The following is an 18737-nucleotide window of genomic DNA, read 5'->3' as shown; positions in this document are numbered from 1 at the left end:
TGTTTTATGCATAAATACCGTATGGCATCCACTGTCACCGTGATACGTCACTTGCGCAAAGCAGCGCTCTGTCTGGCCGCAAGCGCCGGTCTCTGGGCAGGCCTTGCGGCTGCACAAACTGAATCGTTGCGCACCGAGACCGTGGCCACCGGCTTGGAGCATCCATGGGCCGTGGCGTTTCTGCCCGAGGGCGGCTTTCTGGTCACTGAGCGGCCGGGGCGCTTGCGCGTGGTGAGCGCCAAAGGCCAGGTCAGCCCGCCGGTGAGTGGCCTCCCGGCCATCGATGCCCGCGGTCAGGGCGGCCTGCTCGATCTGGTGCTGGACAGTGCATTTGCCAGCAATCGCCAGCTTTATTTTTGTTACGCCGAGCCGGGCGAATCCGGCAACAGCACTGCCATGGCGCGTGCCACACTCAGCCCGGACAACACCCGCCTGCTGGACCTGCAGGTCTTGTTCAGCCAGAAACCCAAGTTCAGCAGCAGCGCGCACTTCGGGTGCCGCATCACCGAGGGACAGCGCGATGGCAAACCCGACGGTACCCTGTACCTGGCCCTCGGCGAACGCTTCAGCAAAAAAGACGACGCCCAGACCCTGAACAACCACCATGGCAAGGTGATTCGCATCCGCAAAGACGGCACCGTGCCTGCAGACAACCCGTTTGCCACCGCCGCTGCGCGCGCCAACGGAGCACTGCCTGAAATCTGGAGCCTGGGCCACCGCAATCCCCAGGGCATGGTGCAAGCCCCCGATGGCACCTTGTGGGAACTCGAGCATGGCCCCCAGGGCGGCGACGAAATCAACAAAGTCCAACGTGGGCGCAACTACGGCTGGCCCCTGATTACCTATGGCGAGAACTATGGGGGCGGAAAAATTGGCGCGGGCATCACCACACAGCCCGGGCTGGAGCAACCAGACCATTACTGGACACCGTCCATCGCCCCCTCTGGCATGGCCTTTGTAAGCAGCCAACGCTACGGCCCCGGCTGGCACGGTAGCCTGGTGGTGGGCTCCCTCAAATTCGGCTACCTGGCCCGACTCGAGCTCAGCGAGCCCTTTGGCGGCCGGGTGCTGCGCGAAACGGCCTATTTGCAAGACCTGAAAGAACGGGTGCGGGATGTGCGCCAGGGCCCTGATGGCTGGCTCTATCTGCTGACCGACGCCTCGCGCGGGCGCCTGCTGCGGGTTCTGCCGCGCTGAGCCACTACGGCAAGCCTGCCACCTTCACCGGCTTGTCATCTGGTGTGGTTGTAATGCGGCCTTCGTTGGAGAAGGACCATGCAACTACTCAAAACCGACAAAGCGCGGACAGAATTGCAAATCGGGAATCGCACGCTCGGACAGCGTGAACGGGCGATGCTGATCCTCGCGGACGGCCGCAATACGGTCGAAGCCATCAACCACCTGTTCCACGGCGATGCGATGCGCCTGGCTACCCACCTGATGCAAAGTGGCTATCTGGTGCCGCAGGATGAACCTGCGTCAGCGGTCAGAGCGCCTCGCGCCACCCCCAAAAGCGCGCCTGCTCCGGCACCTGCTTCACACCCGGTCGCACCGCAGGTGCTGACCGAGGTTGTCACCGCTACATCGTCTGCGGATAGTTTCGAGGGCAAGCGGTCTCTAGCCACCACGCGGATGTTCTTGTTTGACATCTGTGAGCGCATGTTTGTGCGGCGCGACCCCGCGCGTGCCGAAGCATTCCGCGAAGCGCTCCGAAATGCCAAAGACCGCGACACCATGCTCGCCGCCGCACGCGACATGATCAGCGCGGTAGAAGAAATAGCAGGCCACGAACGGGCGGACTCCATCAGCGAACGCATCGCGATGTTGTTGCCCCCAGAAGGCTGACCCCTCGGGCGCTCACGCCCGAAAGCTTAGCTCCCCAGCTGTGCCCAGGCCTTGTCCAGGCGCTTCACACTTACCGGTTGGGGCGTGCGCAGCTCCTGGGCAAAGAAGCTGACCCGCAACTCTTCGAGCAGCCAGCGGAACTCTTGCATCCGCTCGTCCTGCACGCCTTTGCGTTCTGCGACCAAGCGCCAGTAGCGCTGCTCCTGCGGGCGCAATTCGGTCAACCGTGCGGTATCGCGGGCCGGATCGGCACGGTATTTCTCAAGGCGCAGGGTGATGGCCTTGAGGTAGCGTGCCAGATGTTGCAGGCGGTCCCAGGGCGTGGCTTGCAGAAAGCGCTTAGGGATAAGCCGGGTGATTTGCTGGGCTGCATCTGCCACCGCATCCGGGGCATTTTTGGTGTCTTTGATTTTGCGGGCGGCTGTTGCGTATTCCTGCAGCACCGTGCCCGCCAAGCGGGCCACTTCGTTGGCAATCAAGGTGAGGCGCCCCCGGCCTTCGTCGATCCGGCGTTTGAAGGCGAACTCATCGGTCGGCAAGGGATCCAGCAAAAATGCGCGGTCCAGGGCCACGGCAATGATTTGTTCGCGCAACTCTTCTACGGTGCCGCCGGTGGCAGATTTGCCGCCCTCCAAGGTGCCGACCTGCATGAAGGCCACCGCCATTTTTTGCAGGTCGGGAATGTTTTTCTCGAGGTATTTGAGGGCGTCTTTGATTTGCAGTGCAAAGAGGCGTCGCAAGCCGGCGCGGTGTTTGGCGGCGGCCACCTCGGGTTCGTCGAACACCTCCACCGTCACCGCGTCGCCGGCATCGATCAATGCGGGGAAGCCAATGAGTGTCTGGCCGCCTTTGCGGATTTCCAGCAGCTCGGGGAGTTCGCCGAAGGTCCAGGTGGTGAAGCGGCCGTCTAGGATGCTGGGGGCGGCATTCTTGGATGGATTGCCATTTGCTACGTTTTTTGTAGCTTGCCGCGCAGAGCTGGTGTGCGCTGGGCGCTGATTTGACCGGGCGCTCTGCTCCGTGTCCCCCGCCCGCTTTGCGGGCTCCTCCTTGACCTGCGCAGAGCGCCCGGTCAAACCAGCTCCTGGCGGTAGGCTGGTATCTGTGCTATCTGACTGGTTTTGGGCCAGCTTCAAGCTAGCTAGCGCTTGGAAAGCACCGCGGGCTTGGCTGCCTAGCTCCGCCTTCAATGCACCCAGGTTACGGCCATGGCCGAGTTGGCGGCCATGTTCGTCCACTACGCGGAAGTTCATGAAGAAGTGCGGGCTGAGCATGTCGACTTTGATGTCGGCTTTGACAATGTCCAGCGAAGTGGCGTCTCGCACCAACTTGAGCACGGCTTCCACCAGCCCGCCGGTGCCGAATTTTTCAGGAGCGTTCAAGGCCTCAGCGAACTTGGCGGCGGTGTCGGGCAGCGGCACCAGGCGGCTGCGCGGCCGCTGGTGCAGGGTTTTGAGCAAGGCCTGCACTTTGTCCTTGAGCATGCCGGGTACCAGCCATTCGCAGCGCTCATCGTTGACTTGGTTCAGCACAAACAGGGGCACGGTCACGGTCAGGCCGTCTCTGGCGTCACCGGGTTGGTGCAGGTAGGTCGCTGCGCAATCGACACCGCCCAAACGGATGGTTTTGGGGAAGGATGCGGTGGTAATGCCTGCCGCCTCGTGGCGCATCAGCTCCTCGCGGGTGAGTTTGAGCAGCTCGGGCTGCTTTTTCACCTCTTCGCGGTACCAGCGCTCGAAGCTGTAGCCGCTGCACACGTCGGCAGGCAGCTGCTGGTCGTAGAAGGCGTAGATCAGCTCGTCGTCCACCAGCACGTCTTGGCGGCGGGCCTTGTGCTCCAGCTCTTCGACCTGCTTGATGAGCTTGTGGTTCGCGGCCAGGAAGGGCAAGGTGGTTTCCCACTCTTTGCCAACCAGGGCTTCACGGATAAAAATTTCGCGCGCACCGGCCATGTCGACCCGGCCGTAGTTCACTTTGCGGCCGCTGTAGACCACGATGCCATACAACGTGGCTCGCTCCAGTGCCACAACCTCGGCGGCTTTCTTTTCCCAGTGCGGGTCCAGCAGCTGTTTCTTGAGCAAATGGCCGCCCACTTGTTCCAGCCAATGGGGTTCGATGGCGGCAATGCCGCGGCCGAACAAGCGGGTGGTTTCCACCAACTCCGAGGCAACGATCCATTTGCCCGGTTTTTTGGTCAGGTGGGCGCCGGGGTGGGCAAAGAATTTGATGCTGCGGGCGCCCAGGTATTCGCCGTTTTGCCCTTCTTCGAGCTTGCAGCCGATGTTGCCCAGCAGGCCAGAGAGCATGGACAGGTGCAACTGTTCGTAGCTGGCGGGCTGGGTGTTCAGGCGCCATTTGTGCTCAGCCACCACGGTATGGAGCTGGCTGTAGATGTCTTTCCACTCGCGCACGCGGCGGATGTTGACGAAGTTCTGGCGAAGGAGTTGTTCGTATTGGCGATTGGTGAGTTTGTGGGTTGCGGTGTGCGCTGATCCGTGGGCGCTCGCTGGGAGCTGGGGTCTGCGGGCGCTCTGCTCCGTGTCCCCCGCCCGCTTTGCGGGCTCCTCCTTTACCTGCGCAGAACGCCCACCGCTCCCCACCCCCGGTTTTGCGGGCGTAGTTCCGCCTCGCGCATCGTGGATCCACTTCCACAGCTTCAGGTAGCCGGTGAATTCGCTCTTTTCATCGTCAAACTTTTGGTGGGCGGTGTCCGCCTGCTGCTGGGCCTCCATGGGCCGGTCGCGCACATCCTGGACGCTCAGGGCGCTGGCGATCACCAGTGCCTCGTCGAGTGCTTCACGGCTGCGGGCTTCCAGCAGCATGCGGCCGACACGTGGGTCGAGCGGCAATCGGCTGAGTTCTTGGCCCAGGGGCGTGAGTTCGTTGGCCTCATCGACCGCGCCCAGCTCGTTGAGCAGTTGGTAGCCGTCTGCGATGGCACGGCCTGTGGGCCGCTCCAGAAACGGGAAGTCTTCCACGATACCGAGGTGGAGCGACTTCATCCGCAGAATCACGCCCGCGAGCGAGCTGCGCAGAATTTCCGGGGTGGTGAAGCGCTCGCGGCCGGCAAAGTCTTTTTCGTCGTAGAGCCGGATGCAAATGCCGTTGGCTACCCGACCGCAGCGGCAGGCCCGCTGGTTGGCCGCTGCCTGGCTGACGGGCTCTACCAGTAACTGCTCTACCTTGCTACGAAAACTATAGCGCTTCACGCGCGCAGTGCCTGCGTCAATCACGTATCGGGTGCCTGGCACGGTGAGCGAGGTCTCGGCCACGTTGGTGGCCAGCACGATGCGCCGGCCGGTGTGGCCGTCGAAAATGCGATCCTGCTCTGCTGGGCTCAGGCGGGCAAACAGGGGCAACACTTCGGCATTGCGCATCACCGGTTGGTGGCTCAGGTGTTTGCGCAGGTGGTCCGCCGCTTCGCGGATTTCGCGCTCGCCGGGCAAAAAGACGAGGATGTCGCCCTGGTTATGCGGGTCGCGCCAGAGCTCGTCCACGCCATCGGCAATCGCGTCGTTCAGATCGTACTCGCGGCTTTCTTCAAACGGGCGGTAGCGCTGCTCCACCGGGAACATGCGCCCCGAGACCATGATGACCGGCGCGGGGCCCTTGGCGGACTTGAAGTGGTCCGCAAAGCGCTGTGCGTCGATCGTGGCCGAGGTGACGATGATTTTCAAGTCCGGGCGGCGCGGCAGGATCTGGCGCAGGTAGCCCAGCAAGAAGTCGATGTTGAGCGAGCGCTCGTGAGCCTCGTCAATGATGATCGTGTCGTAGGCCTTGAGCAGCGGGTCGGTTTGCGTCTCAGCCAGCAAAATGCCGTCCGTCATCAACTTGACCGACGCATCCTTGCCCAGCCGGTCGTTAAAACGCACCTTGTAACCCACCACATCGCCCAGAGGCGTGTGCAGCTCTTCGGCAATCCGCTTGGCCACGCTGCTGGCCGCGATCCGGCGGGGCTGGGTGTGGCCGATGAGTTTGCCGCGCTCGCCTGCGGGATAGTTGAGTTTGCCGCGGCCCATGGCCAGGGCAATTTTGGGCAGCTGTGTGGTTTTGCCCGAGCCCGTTTCGCCGCAGACGATAACCACTTGGTGCGCCGCAATGGCATCCATGATTTCGTCGCGTTTGCCCGACACCGGGAGCGACTCTGGGAATTCGATTTTCAAGGTGCTGGCAGTCAAGGCGTGGTCTTCGTAGAGAATCACGGATTATCCCCGCCTTGACAAACCCTTACCGGCCTACCCGCCCTTCAATGACCTCTGTCTTCAACTTCACCTTTGTTCCCTGGTTCCGGTCCGTTGCGCCCTATATCCACAAGTTCCGCAACCAGACCTTTGTGGTGGGTATTGCAGGTGAAGCGATTGCTGCCGGCAAGCTGCACAACCTGGCGCAAGACCTGGCCATGATCCAGAGCATGGGGGTGAAAATTGTGCTCGTGCACGGCTTCCGGCCCCAAGTGAACGAGCAGCTCAAGGCCAAGGGCCACACCCCCAAATACAGCCATGGCATCCGCATCACCGACGAGGTGGCGCTGGATTGCGCCCAAGAGGCGGCCGGCCAGCTGCGCTACGAGATTGAGGCGGCGTTCAGCCAGGGCCTGCCCAACACGCCTATGGCCGACTCCACGGTGCGGGTGATTTCAGGCAACTTCATCACCGCGCGCCCGGTGGGCATCGTGGACGGGGTGGACTTTCAGCATAGCGGGCTGGTGCGCAAGGTGGATATCGCAGGCATCACCAAAACGCTCGACATGGGTGCGATGGTGCTGCTCTCGCCCTTCGGCTTTTCGCCCACCGGCGAGGCGTTCAACCTCGCCATGGAAGAGGTGGCTACCAGTGTGGCCACCGCGCTGCAGGCCGACAAATTGATTTTTCTGACCGAGGTGCCCGGCATCCGCATAGATCCGGAGCTGCCCGCCAGCGAAGACAACCCGATTGATACCGAGCTGCCCTTAGCGGCAGCCGAAAAACTGCTCAAGGCGCTGCCCGCCGCCAACCAGCCTACCGATGTCGCCTTTTATTTGCAGCACTGTGTGAAGGCCTGCAAATCGGGCGTGGAGCGCAGCCACATCATCCCGTTTGCGGTGGATGGCGCCATCCTGCTGGAGGTGTATGTGCACGACGGCATTGGCACCATGGTGGTGGACGAAAAACTGGAAAGTCTGCGCGAAGCGACCGAGGAAGACGTGGGCGGCATTCTGCAGCTGATTGAACCCTTTGAGCGCGATGGCACCTTGGTCAAACGCAGCCGCACGGAGATCGAGCGCGACGCGGGTAACTACACCATCATTGAGCACGACGGGGTGATCTTCGCCTGCGCCGCCCTCTACCCCTACCCAGAAGCCAAGACCGCTGAAATGGCGGCGGTCACCGTGTCACCGGAAGTGCAAGGCCAAGGGGATGGTGAGCGCATCTTGAAACGCATCGAACAGCGCGCCAAAGCGGCGGGGCTCGACAGTATTTTTGTGCTGACCACCCGCACCATGCATTGGTTTATCAAGCGCGGTTTTGTGCAAGTAGACCCCGAGTGGTTGCCCGAGGCCCGCAAGCGCAAATACAACTGGGACCGTAAGAGTCAGGTCCTGGTCAAGCGGCTTTAAGCCGGCGCCAGGTCATCAGACCGCCAAATACCGCAAAGGCACTGAAGCAAATAAACGACCAGTTGGCGATGGTGCCGCCCAAGAATGTCCAGTCGATCTTGCTGCAGTCGCCACCGCCGCGGAAGATCATGGGCAATGCGCGCTTGAGGGGGAAGGTTTCAATCATCCCGTAGAGATCGCGCCCGCAGGACACCACCTCGGGCGGGTACCACTGCAGCCAACTTTGGCGCGCGGCCACATAGGCGCCGGCCACTGCAAACACCACGAGCAATACAGAACCGGCCACTTGCAAGCCTTTTCGGCCGCTAGCCGCCGCCAATGCTGCGCAGATAGCTACCAAAATGAGAGCATAGCGCTGCACGATGCACATCGGGCACGGCTCCAAGCCCACCACGTGCTGCAGGTACATGCCAAACGCCAACATCGCGGTACAGGCGAGGAAGACCGCACTGAACACACGACGCGGCGCCTTATCCATCCAGCTAAAAACCAAATTCAAAATCTATCCCTCATTGAGTTGCACAGCGGCCCAGCGCCGTGGTGGGTTGATGCGCATAGCGTGACTGAAGTTCCCTGAACCGCAAAGGTCAGGCCAAAGCGAATAAGATGCGGCCTTTCGTTTTTACACCATCGATTAAGAGGTTTTCCCATGGCACGCACCGTTAACTGTATCAAGCTGGGCAAAGAGGCTGAAGGCCTAGATTTCGCGCCCTACCCCGGTGAATTGGGCAAACGCATCTGGGAAGGCGTCAGCAAAGAGGCCTGGGCTGCCTGGCTCAAGCACCAAACCATGCTGGTCAACGAAAATCGCCTGAACTTGGCCGACGCCCGGGCCCGCCAGTACCTGGCCCGCCAGATGGAAAACCATTTCTTCGGCGACGGTGCAGACGCAGCGCAAGGCTACGTTCCCCCCAGCGCCTGAGGTGCCTGACTCCAACGCCTGCGCGGCAGACTCCGCCCATAGCGGCTTGCCCGATGCCTGGGCGCACCGCGCGGCGTGGACGATTCTGGATACAGACTTTCAGCAAGCCCATCGATTTGTAGCCACCTGGCGTGCGTGGCGCGCCGACCCGGCGCGCCCGGTCATGCTGCATTACGTGGGGCATATCTCGCCCGACGGGCTTGATCTGCTGCGGCGTGAGCTCGCGGTGACCGAATCCGATGCAGATGACTTGTACCTATCGCTCTTGCATGAACTGCAAGACCGCGACGCCAGCATCCACCGCATACTGCTCGACCGGGGACAAGTGTCACTGACACTGTCCATCGACGACAGCCACACGTTTTTGGGCGACCACAAGCTATTTGCCAACACCGTCTGGTTTTCCGCAGGCGCCAACCTGTGGAGCAAATGGACGGCCAAGGCTTTGTCTCGTCTGTGCGCCCGCGGTGCAACGCTACAGGCGCAGCTTCCTCCAGATGCGCCTGTGGAGTGGCTGCTGGAAGCTGGTTTTGTGCGTTGCAGCTCCGTTTTAGCGACGGGAACCGTCAACGCCACTTTCGACCCGCCCTGGCCCTTGGGCAGCAAAGAGCCCCCTTTGGCGCCGGAGGTCCTGGCAACGGCACCCTCATGCTGTGTGGTCGGTGCCGGAATATCAGGCGCCAGTGTGGCTTACGCCCTCGCCCGCCGGGGCTGGCAAGTCACGGTGCTGGAGGCAGCGGTACACGCCGCTGCCGGGGCGTCTGGCCTGCCGGTCGGCTTGGTGGTGCCCCACGTGTCTGCCGATGACAGCCCGCGCTCAAGGCTCTCGCGGGTCGGTGCCAAGTTAATGTTGCAACACTGCAAAGATCTGCTGCAAGGCGGCGAAGAGTGGGCACTGAGCGGTGTGCTGGAGCACCGTTTTTCAGAAGGTCCGGACCGTCTGCACCATGCGGCTGCGTGGGTCAAGCCGGCGGCCTTGGTGAAAGCCTGGCTGCAGCACCCCAACATTACCGTGCACTACGCAAAACCAGTAGCCCGACTGCAGCGAAACGGTGACCGTTGGTCTCTTCGGGGCCAAGACGGCAGCCCGCTGGCAGAAGCGAAGGTGGTGGTCCTGGCCACCGCATTTGCCACCCGCACACTGCTGGAGGCCGAGGGCATGCAAGTGCACCGTGCCCCCTCGCTGCACTTGACGCTGGGCGACCTGCAAGCCGTCCACGGGACCGCAAGCACTGGCCCGATGCCACAGCACACCGAGTCCCCCGCTTGGAGCCACCCGCATAACGGCCATGGTTGTTTTATCCCCTCGGTGCCGGGCCCGGCTGGCCCCTTCTGGCTCGCGGGCTCCGGCTTTGAGCCCGACAGCACGCCAACCCCGGAGAGCCTTGCGCAACACCGTTTAGCCCCGCTGGTAGAACAGCACCGCGCGAATCTGGAACGCCTGCAGACCCTGTTGCCTGAGGCTGCCGGAGCCACGGCGCCCCTGTTTCTGGGCGGCCAAGTGAACGGATGGTCCGGAACCCGATGCGTCACCCACGATCGATTGCCCTTAGCCGGCCCGGTCGATTCAAGCGGTCTTAACGGACTGTGGATGCATGTGGGCATGGGCGCGCGTGGCTTGACATTTTCAGCACTGGGCGCCGAAATGATCGCCGCGCGCATATGTCACGAACCTTGGCCGGTCGAAAGTGCCTTGGCCAAATCTATGGACGCACAGCGCCTGCGCAAGCGACGTGCCGTCCGGGAAGTGGAGAGTGACAGCACCTGAGCGCCGCCCTAGGCCACTCAGACCTTTTGGAATGCGCTAAACACCTGTTGGGGGTTGAATGGCAATTCCAACACATCGGAGTAACCCATGGTCTCTGCCTGCCGGATGGCTCTCCAGTCCGGGGATGCCATCACTGCCATCAGCTTGGGCGGACGTGCGGCCAAGCCCCCCACGTGTTTGGCAAACTCCCAGGGATCCGGCTTTTGAGCATCCACAAACACCAGGGCGAGGCCATAGTGGCGGGACTGCAAACGCTGTTCACAGGCCTCTTGGGTTTGCGCCTCGTCCGCTACCAGTACCCCTGCCAGGGCCAAGCGTGCCCTCAGGTAGTAGGTCTCAACAGGCGGTATACCGACCAACAGTGCACACCGGATTCCCGGCGGTGGCGGGGATGGGGCGGCAGAGGTGTCCGTAAAAATATCAATGTCCACCTCTTGGGAGCTGGCAAACAGCGCATCCAGCGACTGCACCAGACCACCCCAATCCACAGGCCGTTGCAGGCTGCGCCAAGCGCCCGTGGGTGCCGACTCCCCCACCGCAATGATTTTGAGGTGTGGGTTGAAGCCGGGTGATACCAGGTCCAGCCCGGCCTCATAACTGTCCACATCAATCAAGGCCACGTTGGGCGAAGTGCCGTCCAGCGGGGTCCAAAGCACGTATTTCGGTCCATCGGTGCGGGACACCCGGAACAGCGTGTTCAGCGTATGCCGCTCGGCATCGCTGAACCCCACTACTTTGACCCACACGGTGATTGCCATTGTGATCTGCAAGCGACGTTGCGCTTACCGCTCCTTGGAATAGGGCCGACCCAATGCCTGGGGAGCTACGGCCTTGCCGATAAAGCCGGCCAGCAAAACCACCGTCAAGACATAGGGCAATGCCTGGATAAATTGCACGGGCACCTCGCCGAATCCGCTGATTTGGACTCCTTGCAAACGGATGGCCGCTGCGTCCAGAAAACCGAACAACAAGCAAGCCCAGAATGCGCCCACCGGATGCCAACGGCCAAAAATCAACGCAGCCAGGGCCATAAAGCCACGGCCCGCGGTCATGTTGGCAGAGAAGTTCGCACTTTGCGCCAGCACCAGATAAGCACCCGCCAGTCCGCACAAAACCCCGTTGATCGTTAGTGCGGCATAACGCAGGCGGCTCACCGACACACCCGCGGCGTCCACCATTTGCGGGTTCTCGCCGACCGCCCGCAAACGCAGTCCGAAACGGGTGCGGAATAGTACCCACCAGCACGCGGGCACCAGGGCCAGCGCCAGGTAGACCATGGCGTTGTGGCTCAACAGCCCCTCGCCCACGATCCGGCCCACCAGCGGGATGCCATAGAGTGCTTCGGGCAGCCCCGGGAACAACGCTTGGATACGGACGTCGCTCCCGACCGGCGGCGTCTGTCCGCCTTGGGAGAACCATGCGATACCGAGCACCACCGTCATGCCGGCTGCGATGATGTTAATCGCCACCCCGGACACCACCTGGTCCCCTTTATGGCTGACGCAGGCCAAGCCATGCATCCAGGACAAGGCCACGGCCACCAACACGCCCAAGCCCAGCGCCAAAGCGGTCGACTGGTAAGCCGCCCCTGCAGCGCCGGCCGCGAAGGCGGCAAACAACATCTTGCCTTCCAAGCCGATATCCACCACGCCAGAGCGCTCTGAAAACATGCCCGCAAGCGCGCACAAAATCAGCGGCGTGGACACACGCAGCGTCGAAGCCAGCATGGCTGCGATCAAAGTGTCATCCATGTTGCACCCCCGACTTCACAAACTTTGACAAGACCCACGCCAGCATCGGCGCAATCACATAGACCATTGCCCCGGAGAACAACACGATAAACCCTTGCAACATCACCACCATTTCGCGGCTGAAGCCCGACACCTCAAATGCCACCTCAGCACCGCCCTGAAACAGTGCGCCAAACAACACACTGGCAAAGATGATGCCCACCGGGTGGTTGCGCCCCATCAAGGCCACTGCAATACCGGTAAAGCCGGCACCACTCACAAACTCAAGTAGCAATTTGCCATTGACGCCGGCGATTTCGTTCATGCCGACCATGCCGGCCAGAGCGCCGGAAATCGCCATCGCAATCACGATCTGGTGCCTCACGTTGATACCCGCATACTCCGCCGCACTTTGGCTGGAGCCCACCGCCCGCAAGCGATACCCTGCCCGGGTGCGCCACAAAAACAGGTACACCCCGGCCGAGGCGAGCAAGGCCAAGATCAGGCTCATGTTGAGGGGTGATGCATCCCACTCAATGCCAATTGCCGCCAGCGCTTCATGCATGCCCGGCAACTTGGCCGATGCTGCAAATGCGGCACTCTCGACCGACATCGAGCCGGCTGGGCGCAGGTGGTTCACCAACAAGTAGACCAACAAGCTGCTGGCGATGAAGTTAAACATGATGGTGGTGATCACCACATGGCTGCCACGGTACGCCTGCAAATAGGCAGGTACCGCAGCCCAGGCGGCCCCGAACAAGGCACCACTGAGCACCATCAGCGGCAGCATCATCCAAGCAGGCAACGCATGGGACAGCCACAAGGCCATCAAACCGGTACCCAAGCCGCCCAGAATGGCCTGCCCTTCACCACCGATGTTGAAGAGCCCGCCGTGAAAGGCCACCGCCACTGCGAGCCCGGTAAAGATAAAGGTAGTGGCGTAGTACAACGTATAACTGATACCGCGCTGGCTACCAAAGGCGCCCTGCACCAGCACCGAAATGACTTCTACAGGGTCCTGCCCCACCATGGCCACTACACCGGCAGCAGCAAGCAAGGCCACCAAAAGGCAGACCGCAGGCAACAGAACCAAGTCTGCCCAACGCGGCAATGCATAGTTTGCGTTCATTGCGACCCTCCGGTCATCAGCAAGCCGATGCCCGCCTCTGTGCAATCTTCAATGGCCAACTCGCCACTGACCCGTCCTTGATTCATCACGATCACCCGATCCGACAGCGCCAAAATCTCGTCTAATTCGCTGGATACGACCAGCACCGCACACCCAGCATCGCGCATCGCGCGCAGCTGGGAATAAATAAATTCAATAGCGCCAATATCGACCCCACGTGTCGGTTGCCCCACCAGCAGCACTTTTGGAGACTGCCCCAGCTCCCGTGCCAACACGAGTTTTTGCTGGTTGCCGCCCGAGAACTTGCTGCTCTTGAGCTCAGGGTCGCGCGGGCGCACATCAAAGCGCTCCATCAAACCGGCCGTCGCCTCCCGCATGGCAGCGTGCGACATCCAGCCGCCACTCGAATAGGCGGGCAAGCCGTCATAGCCGAGCACAGCAGACTCCCAAGCGACAAAATCCATCACCATGGCGCGTGCGTGGCGGTCTTCCGGTACATGGGCAACCCCTAGGTCCCGCGCGGTTTGTGGATCCAGCCAACGGGCAGCGCTGAATGTTTGCCCACCAGTGGCCAAACTGCCCGCGTCGGGGGCCAGCAGTCCGGACAGTACATCCAACAACTCGCTCTGGCCATTTCCGGACACACCTGCAACACCCACAATCTCACCGGCCCGCAAGTCGAGGTTGAGTCCATGCAGACGAATGACTTGCAGTGCATCTTTCACCACCACATCGCGCACCGACAGCAAAACCTCGCCCATCGGCCGCACATCAGCCTCCAGCCGACCCATTTGCACTTTGCGACCCACCATGGCCTCGGCCAGGCTTTCGACAGAAGCCTGCGTAATGGGCATCTCTTGCACGACTTTGCCGCCCCGCATCACCGTGACGGTGTCACACAAGCCCATGACTTCTTTGAGTTTGTGAGTGATCAACAGGATCGTGGTGCCCTGCCCGCGCAGCACCCGGAGCACCTTGAACAAGTGTTCGGTCTCTTGCGGGGTCAGAACGGCGGTGGGCTCGTCCAGAATCAAAATCTTGGCGCCGCGGTACAAGGCTTTGAGGATTTCCAGGCGTTGGCGATCGCCTACCGGCAGATCGGCGACTACCGCATCCAGCTTCACCTGCAGGCCAGTCGCCTGCATCAAGGTCTCGAGCTTGCTGCGCACAGTCGCATCGGCCTTGTGCAACAACCAATGGGGCTCGGCACCCAACATGACGTTTTCCAGCGCGGTCAGGGTATCGACCAGCATAAAGTGCTGGTGGACCATGCCGATGCCTTGGGCAATCGCATCGTCTGCATTGCGGATCGTTACCGGCTTGCCAAGCACCGCGATCTGCCCACTGTCCGCTTGATAGAAGCCGTACAGAATGGACATCAAAGTGCTTTTACCCGCACCGTTCTCGCCCACGATGCCGTGCACCGTGCCACTGGTCACCCGCAAGTTCACATCGGCATTGGCGGCTACCGCCCCAAACCGTTTGTTGATGCCTTGCATGTGAATCGCCGGGGGCGTTGTACTCTCTACACTCAAATCCTGCTCCTCATCGGGCTCTTGCCCTGAAGCGAAAAGCCCACGGTACGTGCAAGCACCGCGGGCTTTACAACCAGGAAAGAGAACCTCCGTACGCGGAGGCCCCTTTCAGATTACAACTTGCAGGCGTTGTCAGCCATGAAGTCAGCAACTTTGATCTTGCCGCTGATGATGTCTGCCTTAGCCGCTTCCACCTTCTTTTTGATTTCAGGGGTGATCAGCTTGGCGTTGTTGGCATCCACTGCGTAATCCACGCCGCCTTCTTTCAGACCCAATACAGTCATGCCAGCCTTGTGGCCCTTGGCCACGTTGTACACCGCAGTGTCCACGCGCTTGAGCATGGAGGTGAGCATCGTGCCGGGGTGCAGGTGGTTCTGGTTGCTGTCCACACCGATGGCCAGCTTGCTGCTGTCTTTTGCTGCCTGGTACACACCGATACCGGTGCCGCCAGCTGCTGCAAACACGACGTCAACGCCTTGGGAGAACTGAGCCTTGGCCAGCTCGCCGCCGCGTGCGGGGTCGTTCCAAGCCGCGCCGGTGGTGCCTGTCATGTTGCCGATGACTTCTGCCTTGGGGTTGGCGAACAAAGCGCCTTGCTTGTAGCCGCACTCAAATTTGCGGATCAGGGGGATGTCCATACCGCCGACAAAGCCAACCTTGCCGGTCTTGCTGGCCATGGCTGCAATCGTGCCGACCAAGAAGCTGCCTTCTTGCTCTTTAAACACCACGGACTGCACGTTGGGCAGATCTACCACCATGTCAATGATGGCGAATTGCAGCTTGGGGAATTCCTTGGCCACTTTTTCAATGCTGGAGGCTTGGCCGAAACCGATACCGATGATCGGGCTGGCACCACGCTCAGCCATACGGCGGATCGCTTGCTCGCGCTGGGACTCATTGGTGATTTCGAACGACAAGTACTTCTTACCGGTCTCTTTTTTCCACTTTTCGATGCCGTTGTAAGCCGCTTCGTTGAAGGACTTGTCAAACTTGCCGCCCATATCGAACACCACCGCCGGGTCAGCAGCGATAGCCTGGAAACTGGCGGCCAGGGTAGCGGCCAACAGCGTCATGCGCACAGGAGATTTAACGTTCATAGCTTCTCTCAGTTCTCAATCAAGTTAAAAAACGGTCTATTCAACACACTAATGGCACGAATGCCACTTAAATCACACATTTGCCGCCCACAGCAGACAACGCCACACTGTAGTTCAAGAATCACAGCGTGCCCCAGTGTCCGCATCAGGGCTTCTCCGTATATAACTCGGTTGTTATATACCTCTTACTCAACTCCGCAACCCGGAAGTTGCCTCTCAGGCCTTGCGCAGCGTCTGCAACGATTGTCCGATGGCACTGGCCAGTCGTGCATTGTTCAGCACCAGCTGGATATTGGATGCCAAGCTGTCACCCCCGGTGATTTCGCACACCCTCGCCAACAAAAACGGAGTGGATTCTTTCCCCCCGATTTTCTGGGCTTGGGCTTCCGTCAATGCTTGTTCAATCGCAGCATCAATCGCTTCGCTGGGCATTGCATACTCAGCAGGGATGGGATTTGCAATAACCATGCCACCGCTCAGCCCCATGGCCCACTTTGCGTGCAACACCTCGGCGATCGCCAGCGGCGTGTCCAGGCGGTAATCCACCGAAAACGCGCTGTCGCGGGTAAAAAATGCAGGCAATGCCTTGGTCTGGTAGCCCACGACGGGCACACCGTGCGTTTCGAGATACTCGAGGGTCAAACGCAAGTCGAGAATGGATTTGGCACCCGCGCACACCACGGCCACCGGGGTCTGTGCCAGCTCTTGCAAGTCTGCAGACACATCAAAGCTCTCTTGGGCACCCCGATGCACTCCGCCAATGCCACCTGTGGCAAACACGCGGATCCCGGCCATCGCGGCGATGATCATGGTCGACGCCACAGTGGTCGCGCCGGTAGCACCCGCCGCCACAATAAACGGCACATCCCGACGACTGACCTTCACAACATCGCGGCCGGAGCGGCCGAGCTGCTCGATGTCAGCCTCAGAGAGCCCCGCCTTAAGGCGCCCGTTCACAATCGCAATCGTGGCGGGCACCGCGCCATGGGCGCGGACTTCTGCCTCGACCATCAAGGCCGTTTTCACATTCTGCGGATACGGCATGCCGTGAGAAATGATGGTGGACTCCAAGGCCACCACGGGCACGCCGTTTTGCAAGGCGTTTTGCACTTCGGGTGCGATATCGAGATAAGGATTCAGGGTCATGCGTTCTTGCTCATATGGTGCCGGACGGAGGCATCGTTCAAATCCGGCGAGTTGGCGAATGTACTTGAAAGCGTGATCTCAGCGCAGGCAACGCCGTACTCCACCGCATCTTTCAGCACTTTACCCGCCAGCAGGGCAGCCACTGCCCCTGCCAACAAAGCATCGCCCGCCCCTGTACTGCTCACCACCTGCACCTTGCGGGACTGCCTGAAAAAGGGCTCTGACCCCAGTTGCCCCCACGCAAGGCCGGATGCACCGTGACTCACGATCACCCGCTCAACGCCGCCATCCAGGAAGTGCTGCACCACGGCCAGACATTGCTCCGGTGTATCCACCGGCAAACCGCTGAGCGCACTGGCCTCGAGGTGGTTGAGCTTGAGCAGATACACACCCGCCAAGAGCCCCACCAGTCGCCGGCACTTGGCCACCGACACGCCATCGACCACTACCTTGCGCTTCAGACCCAGCAGGTAGGCCAGCGTTGGCTGCGCCAGATTGCAGTCCACCAGGAGCAAAGCATTGGCATCTGACAAGGCGGGAGAAGCCGCACACACCTCAGGCGTGAGCGACTCCAGAATGTCCATGTCATTCACCGCCATCGCCACCTCGCCATCGGGCTGATGTAAGGACAAATAGGTCGCCGTGCGTTGACCGGTAATCGTCAACACAGCGTCAACGCCCACACCGGTTGCGGCGGTGCTGGTCACTACTTGGCGACCGAATACATCATCGCCCACCACGGACAACAACTGCACACACGCACCGAGCCGAGCCAGGTTCTCCGCCAAGTTGCGGCCGACTCCGCCGGGTGAATATTGGATGCTCCCGGGCGTGGAATCCCCGGCGGTCACTGCGCTATGCGCTTTGGCGCTCACGTCCATATTGGAGCCACCTACCACGGTGATCGAGAGAAAAGCAGCGGACGGATCAGGGGTCATTAAGGTCTATATCGAAGGGCTTATCTGGCGCTCTCAAATTCAGCGTCAAAATAAGCGGCTTCGCAAACTGAGAGTGCTAACGATGATACTTGTGGCTGGCTCTGCCAATTTGGACTTTGTAGTCCGCGCCCCTCACATTCCTGCCCCGGGGGAGACGGTGCTCGGCCGCGACTTCAAGACCTTTCCCGGCGGCAAGGGAGCCAATCAGGCCGTTGCATCCGCCAGAGCGGGCGGATCGCCCACCCACATGCTGCTGGGTTTGGGGAACGATGCCTTTGCATCGCCTTTAGAGAGTTCGCTCCAATCAGCAGGGGTCACGATGCACATCGTGCGCACCCCTGACCACCCGACCGGAACCGCCTTTATTTGCGTGTCCGATGATGCTGAAAACGCCATCACGGTCGCACCCGGCGCCAATGCCGAGTTGCGCCCTGAGCACTTGCCGTCTCTGGCCGGGTTCACTCACCTGCTTCTGCAACTCGAAACGCCCTTGGACACCGTGACTGCCTATGCACAGGCGGCGCGAGCCAAAGGTGTGCAAGTCGTGCTGAACGCGGCGCCTGCCCGGCCATTGCCTGCCGAATTGTTGGCCCTGGTTGACGTACTGGTTGTCAACGAAGGGGAGCTTGCCGTGGTATCCGGCCACCAGGGCAGCATTGCGGCCTGCCTGGAGCGCTTGGCGGTGCCCACCGTGGTCGTCACCCTCGGCCACCACGGCAGCTGCGCCCGCCACCTAGGGGGTTTTGTGCTGCAAAGTGCATTCCCCATCACTCCGGTCGACACCACTGGCGCAGGCGACACCTTCTGCGGCAGCCTGGTGGCCGCACTCAGCCAAGGGAAGGACTTGCCCACGGCCCTGCGGTTTGCCAGCGCGTCCAGCGCTTTGGCCTGCACACGCTGGGGGGCCCAGTCCAGCATTCCGGATACTGCAGAGGTGCAAGCCCTGCTCGACGCCTCGCCCATCTCCGATCCGGCCAGTGAAAGTGCCTTGCGCAGCTTTTGCGGCCTGAACTAAACCCTTTCAACCCGAT

The 18737-nt window shown here is 61.1% G+C and carries 15 protein-coding genes; 6 read left to right on the top strand and 9 right to left on the bottom strand.

Going from position 1 to position 18737, the window contains the following annotated elements:
• The first annotated feature begins 21 nt into the window (after positions 1-21).
• Positions 22-1197, top strand: a complete 1176-nt coding sequence (locus RAE19_RS17750) for a PQQ-dependent sugar dehydrogenase (RefSeq protein ID WP_313876119.1) — start codon at positions 22-24, stop codon at positions 1195-1197.
• A gap of 78 nt (positions 1198-1275) precedes the next feature.
• A complete protein-coding gene (locus tag RAE19_RS17745; protein WP_313876118.1) occupies positions 1276-1845 on the top strand; it encodes a hypothetical protein in 570 nt (189 codons plus the stop codon).
• Between the two features lie 26 nt (positions 1846-1871).
• On the opposite strand, the gene hrpA is transcribed toward RAE19_RS17745, so the two are convergent.
• On the bottom strand, positions 1872-5954 hold the full coding sequence (hrpA, locus tag RAE19_RS17740; protein ID WP_430962581.1) for an ATP-dependent RNA helicase HrpA: 4083 nt from the start codon (positions 5952-5954) through the stop codon (positions 1872-1874).
• A 140-nt stretch (positions 5955-6094) separates the two neighbouring features.
• On the opposite strand from hrpA, the gene argA reads away from it, so the two are divergent.
• Positions 6095-7441 (top strand): amino-acid N-acetyltransferase, encoded by a 1347-nt coding sequence (argA, locus tag RAE19_RS17735; protein ID WP_313876117.1) that lies wholly within the window; start codon positions 6095-6097, stop codon positions 7439-7441.
• On the opposite strand, the gene RAE19_RS17730 is transcribed toward argA, so the two are convergent.
• Positions 7428-7919: a disulfide bond formation protein B gene (locus RAE19_RS17730; RefSeq protein WP_313876281.1), complete on the bottom strand. Its 492-nt coding sequence runs from the start codon at positions 7917-7919 to the stop codon at positions 7428-7430. The genes argA and RAE19_RS17730 overlap by 14 nt on opposite strands.
• A 171-nt stretch (positions 7920-8090) precedes the next feature.
• On the opposite strand from RAE19_RS17730, the gene RAE19_RS17725 reads away from it, so the two are divergent.
• Positions 8091-8363, top strand: a complete 273-nt coding sequence (locus tag RAE19_RS17725) for an oxidative damage protection protein (protein WP_296510743.1) — start codon at positions 8091-8093, stop codon at positions 8361-8363.
• Between the two features lies 1 nt (position 8364).
• Positions 8365-10131, top strand: coding sequence for an FAD-dependent oxidoreductase (locus RAE19_RS17720; RefSeq protein WP_313876116.1), 1767 nt, complete (start codon positions 8365-8367; stop codon positions 10129-10131).
• A gap of 17 nt (positions 10132-10148) precedes the next feature.
• Here RAE19_RS17720 and RAE19_RS17715 read toward each other — a convergent pair whose 3' ends face one another.
• The 7 genes from RAE19_RS17715 to RAE19_RS17685 all read right to left on the bottom strand — a co-directional run bounded on the left by RAE19_RS17715 (position 10149) and on the right by RAE19_RS17685 (position 17706).
• Complete coding sequence (locus RAE19_RS17715; protein ID WP_313876115.1) at positions 10149-10889, bottom strand: hypothetical protein; 741 nt, start codon at positions 10887-10889, stop codon at positions 10149-10151.
• A gap of 24 nt (positions 10890-10913) precedes the next feature.
• The gene (locus RAE19_RS17710) at positions 10914-11882 is read right to left on the bottom strand and encodes an ABC transporter permease (protein ID WP_313876114.1); all 969 of its coding nucleotides are present in this window, start codon (positions 11880-11882) and stop codon (positions 10914-10916) included.
• A complete protein-coding gene (locus tag RAE19_RS17705) occupies positions 11875-12990 on the bottom strand; it encodes an ABC transporter permease (RefSeq protein WP_313876113.1) in 1116 nt (371 codons plus the stop codon). The genes RAE19_RS17710 and RAE19_RS17705 overlap by 8 nt, the downstream gene beginning before the upstream one ends.
• The gene (locus RAE19_RS17700; protein ID WP_313876112.1) at positions 12987-14489 is read right to left on the bottom strand and encodes an ABC transporter ATP-binding protein; all 1503 of its coding nucleotides are present in this window, start codon (positions 14487-14489) and stop codon (positions 12987-12989) included. The genes RAE19_RS17705 and RAE19_RS17700 overlap by 4 nt, the downstream gene beginning before the upstream one ends.
• A 149-nt stretch (positions 14490-14638) precedes the next feature.
• Positions 14639-15622, bottom strand: coding sequence for a BMP family lipoprotein (locus tag RAE19_RS17695; protein WP_313876111.1), 984 nt, complete (start codon positions 15620-15622; stop codon positions 14639-14641).
• Positions 15623-15838: 216 nt separating this feature from the next.
• Positions 15839-16762: a pseudouridine-5'-phosphate glycosidase gene (locus tag RAE19_RS17690; protein WP_313876280.1), complete on the bottom strand. Its 924-nt coding sequence runs from the start codon at positions 16760-16762 to the stop codon at positions 15839-15841.
• Between the two features lie 2 nt (positions 16763-16764).
• Positions 16765-17706: a PfkB family carbohydrate kinase gene (locus RAE19_RS17685; protein ID WP_313876110.1), complete on the bottom strand. Its 942-nt coding sequence runs from the start codon at positions 17704-17706 to the stop codon at positions 16765-16767.
• Between the two features lie 82 nt (positions 17707-17788).
• On the opposite strand from RAE19_RS17685, the gene RAE19_RS17680 reads away from it, so the two are divergent.
• Positions 17789-18721, top strand: coding sequence for a ribokinase (locus RAE19_RS17680; RefSeq protein WP_313876109.1), 933 nt, complete (start codon positions 17789-17791; stop codon positions 18719-18721).
• Positions 18722-18737: the final 16 nt, after the last annotated feature.

The organism is Rhodoferax potami (assembly GCF_032193805.1).
Classification (GTDB): Bacteria; Pseudomonadota; Gammaproteobacteria; order Burkholderiales; family Burkholderiaceae_C; genus Allorhodoferax; species Allorhodoferax potami_A.
The sequence above is the reverse complement of the archived record's forward strand: the minus strand, read 5'-3'. Positions and strand labels throughout refer to the sequence as shown.

Coding starts and splice junctions, on each gene's coding strand:
- RAE19_RS17750 (WP_313876119.1), top strand. CDS start 22: ATGGCATCCACTGTCACCGTGATACGTCACTTGCGCAAAGCAGCGCTC.
- RAE19_RS17685 (WP_313876110.1), bottom strand. CDS start 17,706: ATGACCCCTGATCCGTCCGCTGCTTTTCTCTCGATCACCGTGGTAGGT.
- RAE19_RS17715 (WP_313876115.1), bottom strand. CDS start 10,889: ATGGCAATCACCGTGTGGGTCAAAGTAGTGGGGTTCAGCGATGCCGAG.
- RAE19_RS17730 (WP_313876281.1), bottom strand. CDS start 7,919: ATGGATAAGGCGCCGCGTCGTGTGTTCAGTGCGGTCTTCCTCGCCTGT.
- RAE19_RS17680 (WP_313876109.1), top strand. CDS start 17,789: ATGATACTTGTGGCTGGCTCTGCCAATTTGGACTTTGTAGTCCGCGCC.
- RAE19_RS17700 (WP_313876112.1), bottom strand. CDS start 14,489: ATGCAAGGCATCAACAAACGGTTTGGGGCGGTAGCCGCCAATGCCGAT.
- RAE19_RS17725 (WP_296510743.1), top strand. CDS start 8,091: ATGGCACGCACCGTTAACTGTATCAAGCTGGGCAAAGAGGCTGAAGGC.
- RAE19_RS17705 (WP_313876113.1), bottom strand. CDS start 12,990: ATGAACGCAAACTATGCATTGCCGCGTTGGGCAGACTTGGTTCTGTTG.
- hrpA (WP_430962581.1), bottom strand. CDS start 5,954: ATGGATGCCATTGCGGCGCACCAAGTGGTTATCGTCTGCGGCGAAACG.
- argA (WP_313876117.1), top strand. CDS start 6,095: ATGACCTCTGTCTTCAACTTCACCTTTGTTCCCTGGTTCCGGTCCGTT.
- RAE19_RS17695 (WP_313876111.1), bottom strand. CDS start 15,622: ATGAACGTTAAATCTCCTGTGCGCATGACGCTGTTGGCCGCTACCCTG.
- RAE19_RS17745 (WP_313876118.1), top strand. CDS start 1,276: ATGCAACTACTCAAAACCGACAAAGCGCGGACAGAATTGCAAATCGGG.
- RAE19_RS17710 (WP_313876114.1), bottom strand. CDS start 11,882: ATGGATGACACTTTGATCGCAGCCATGCTGGCTTCGACGCTGCGTGTG.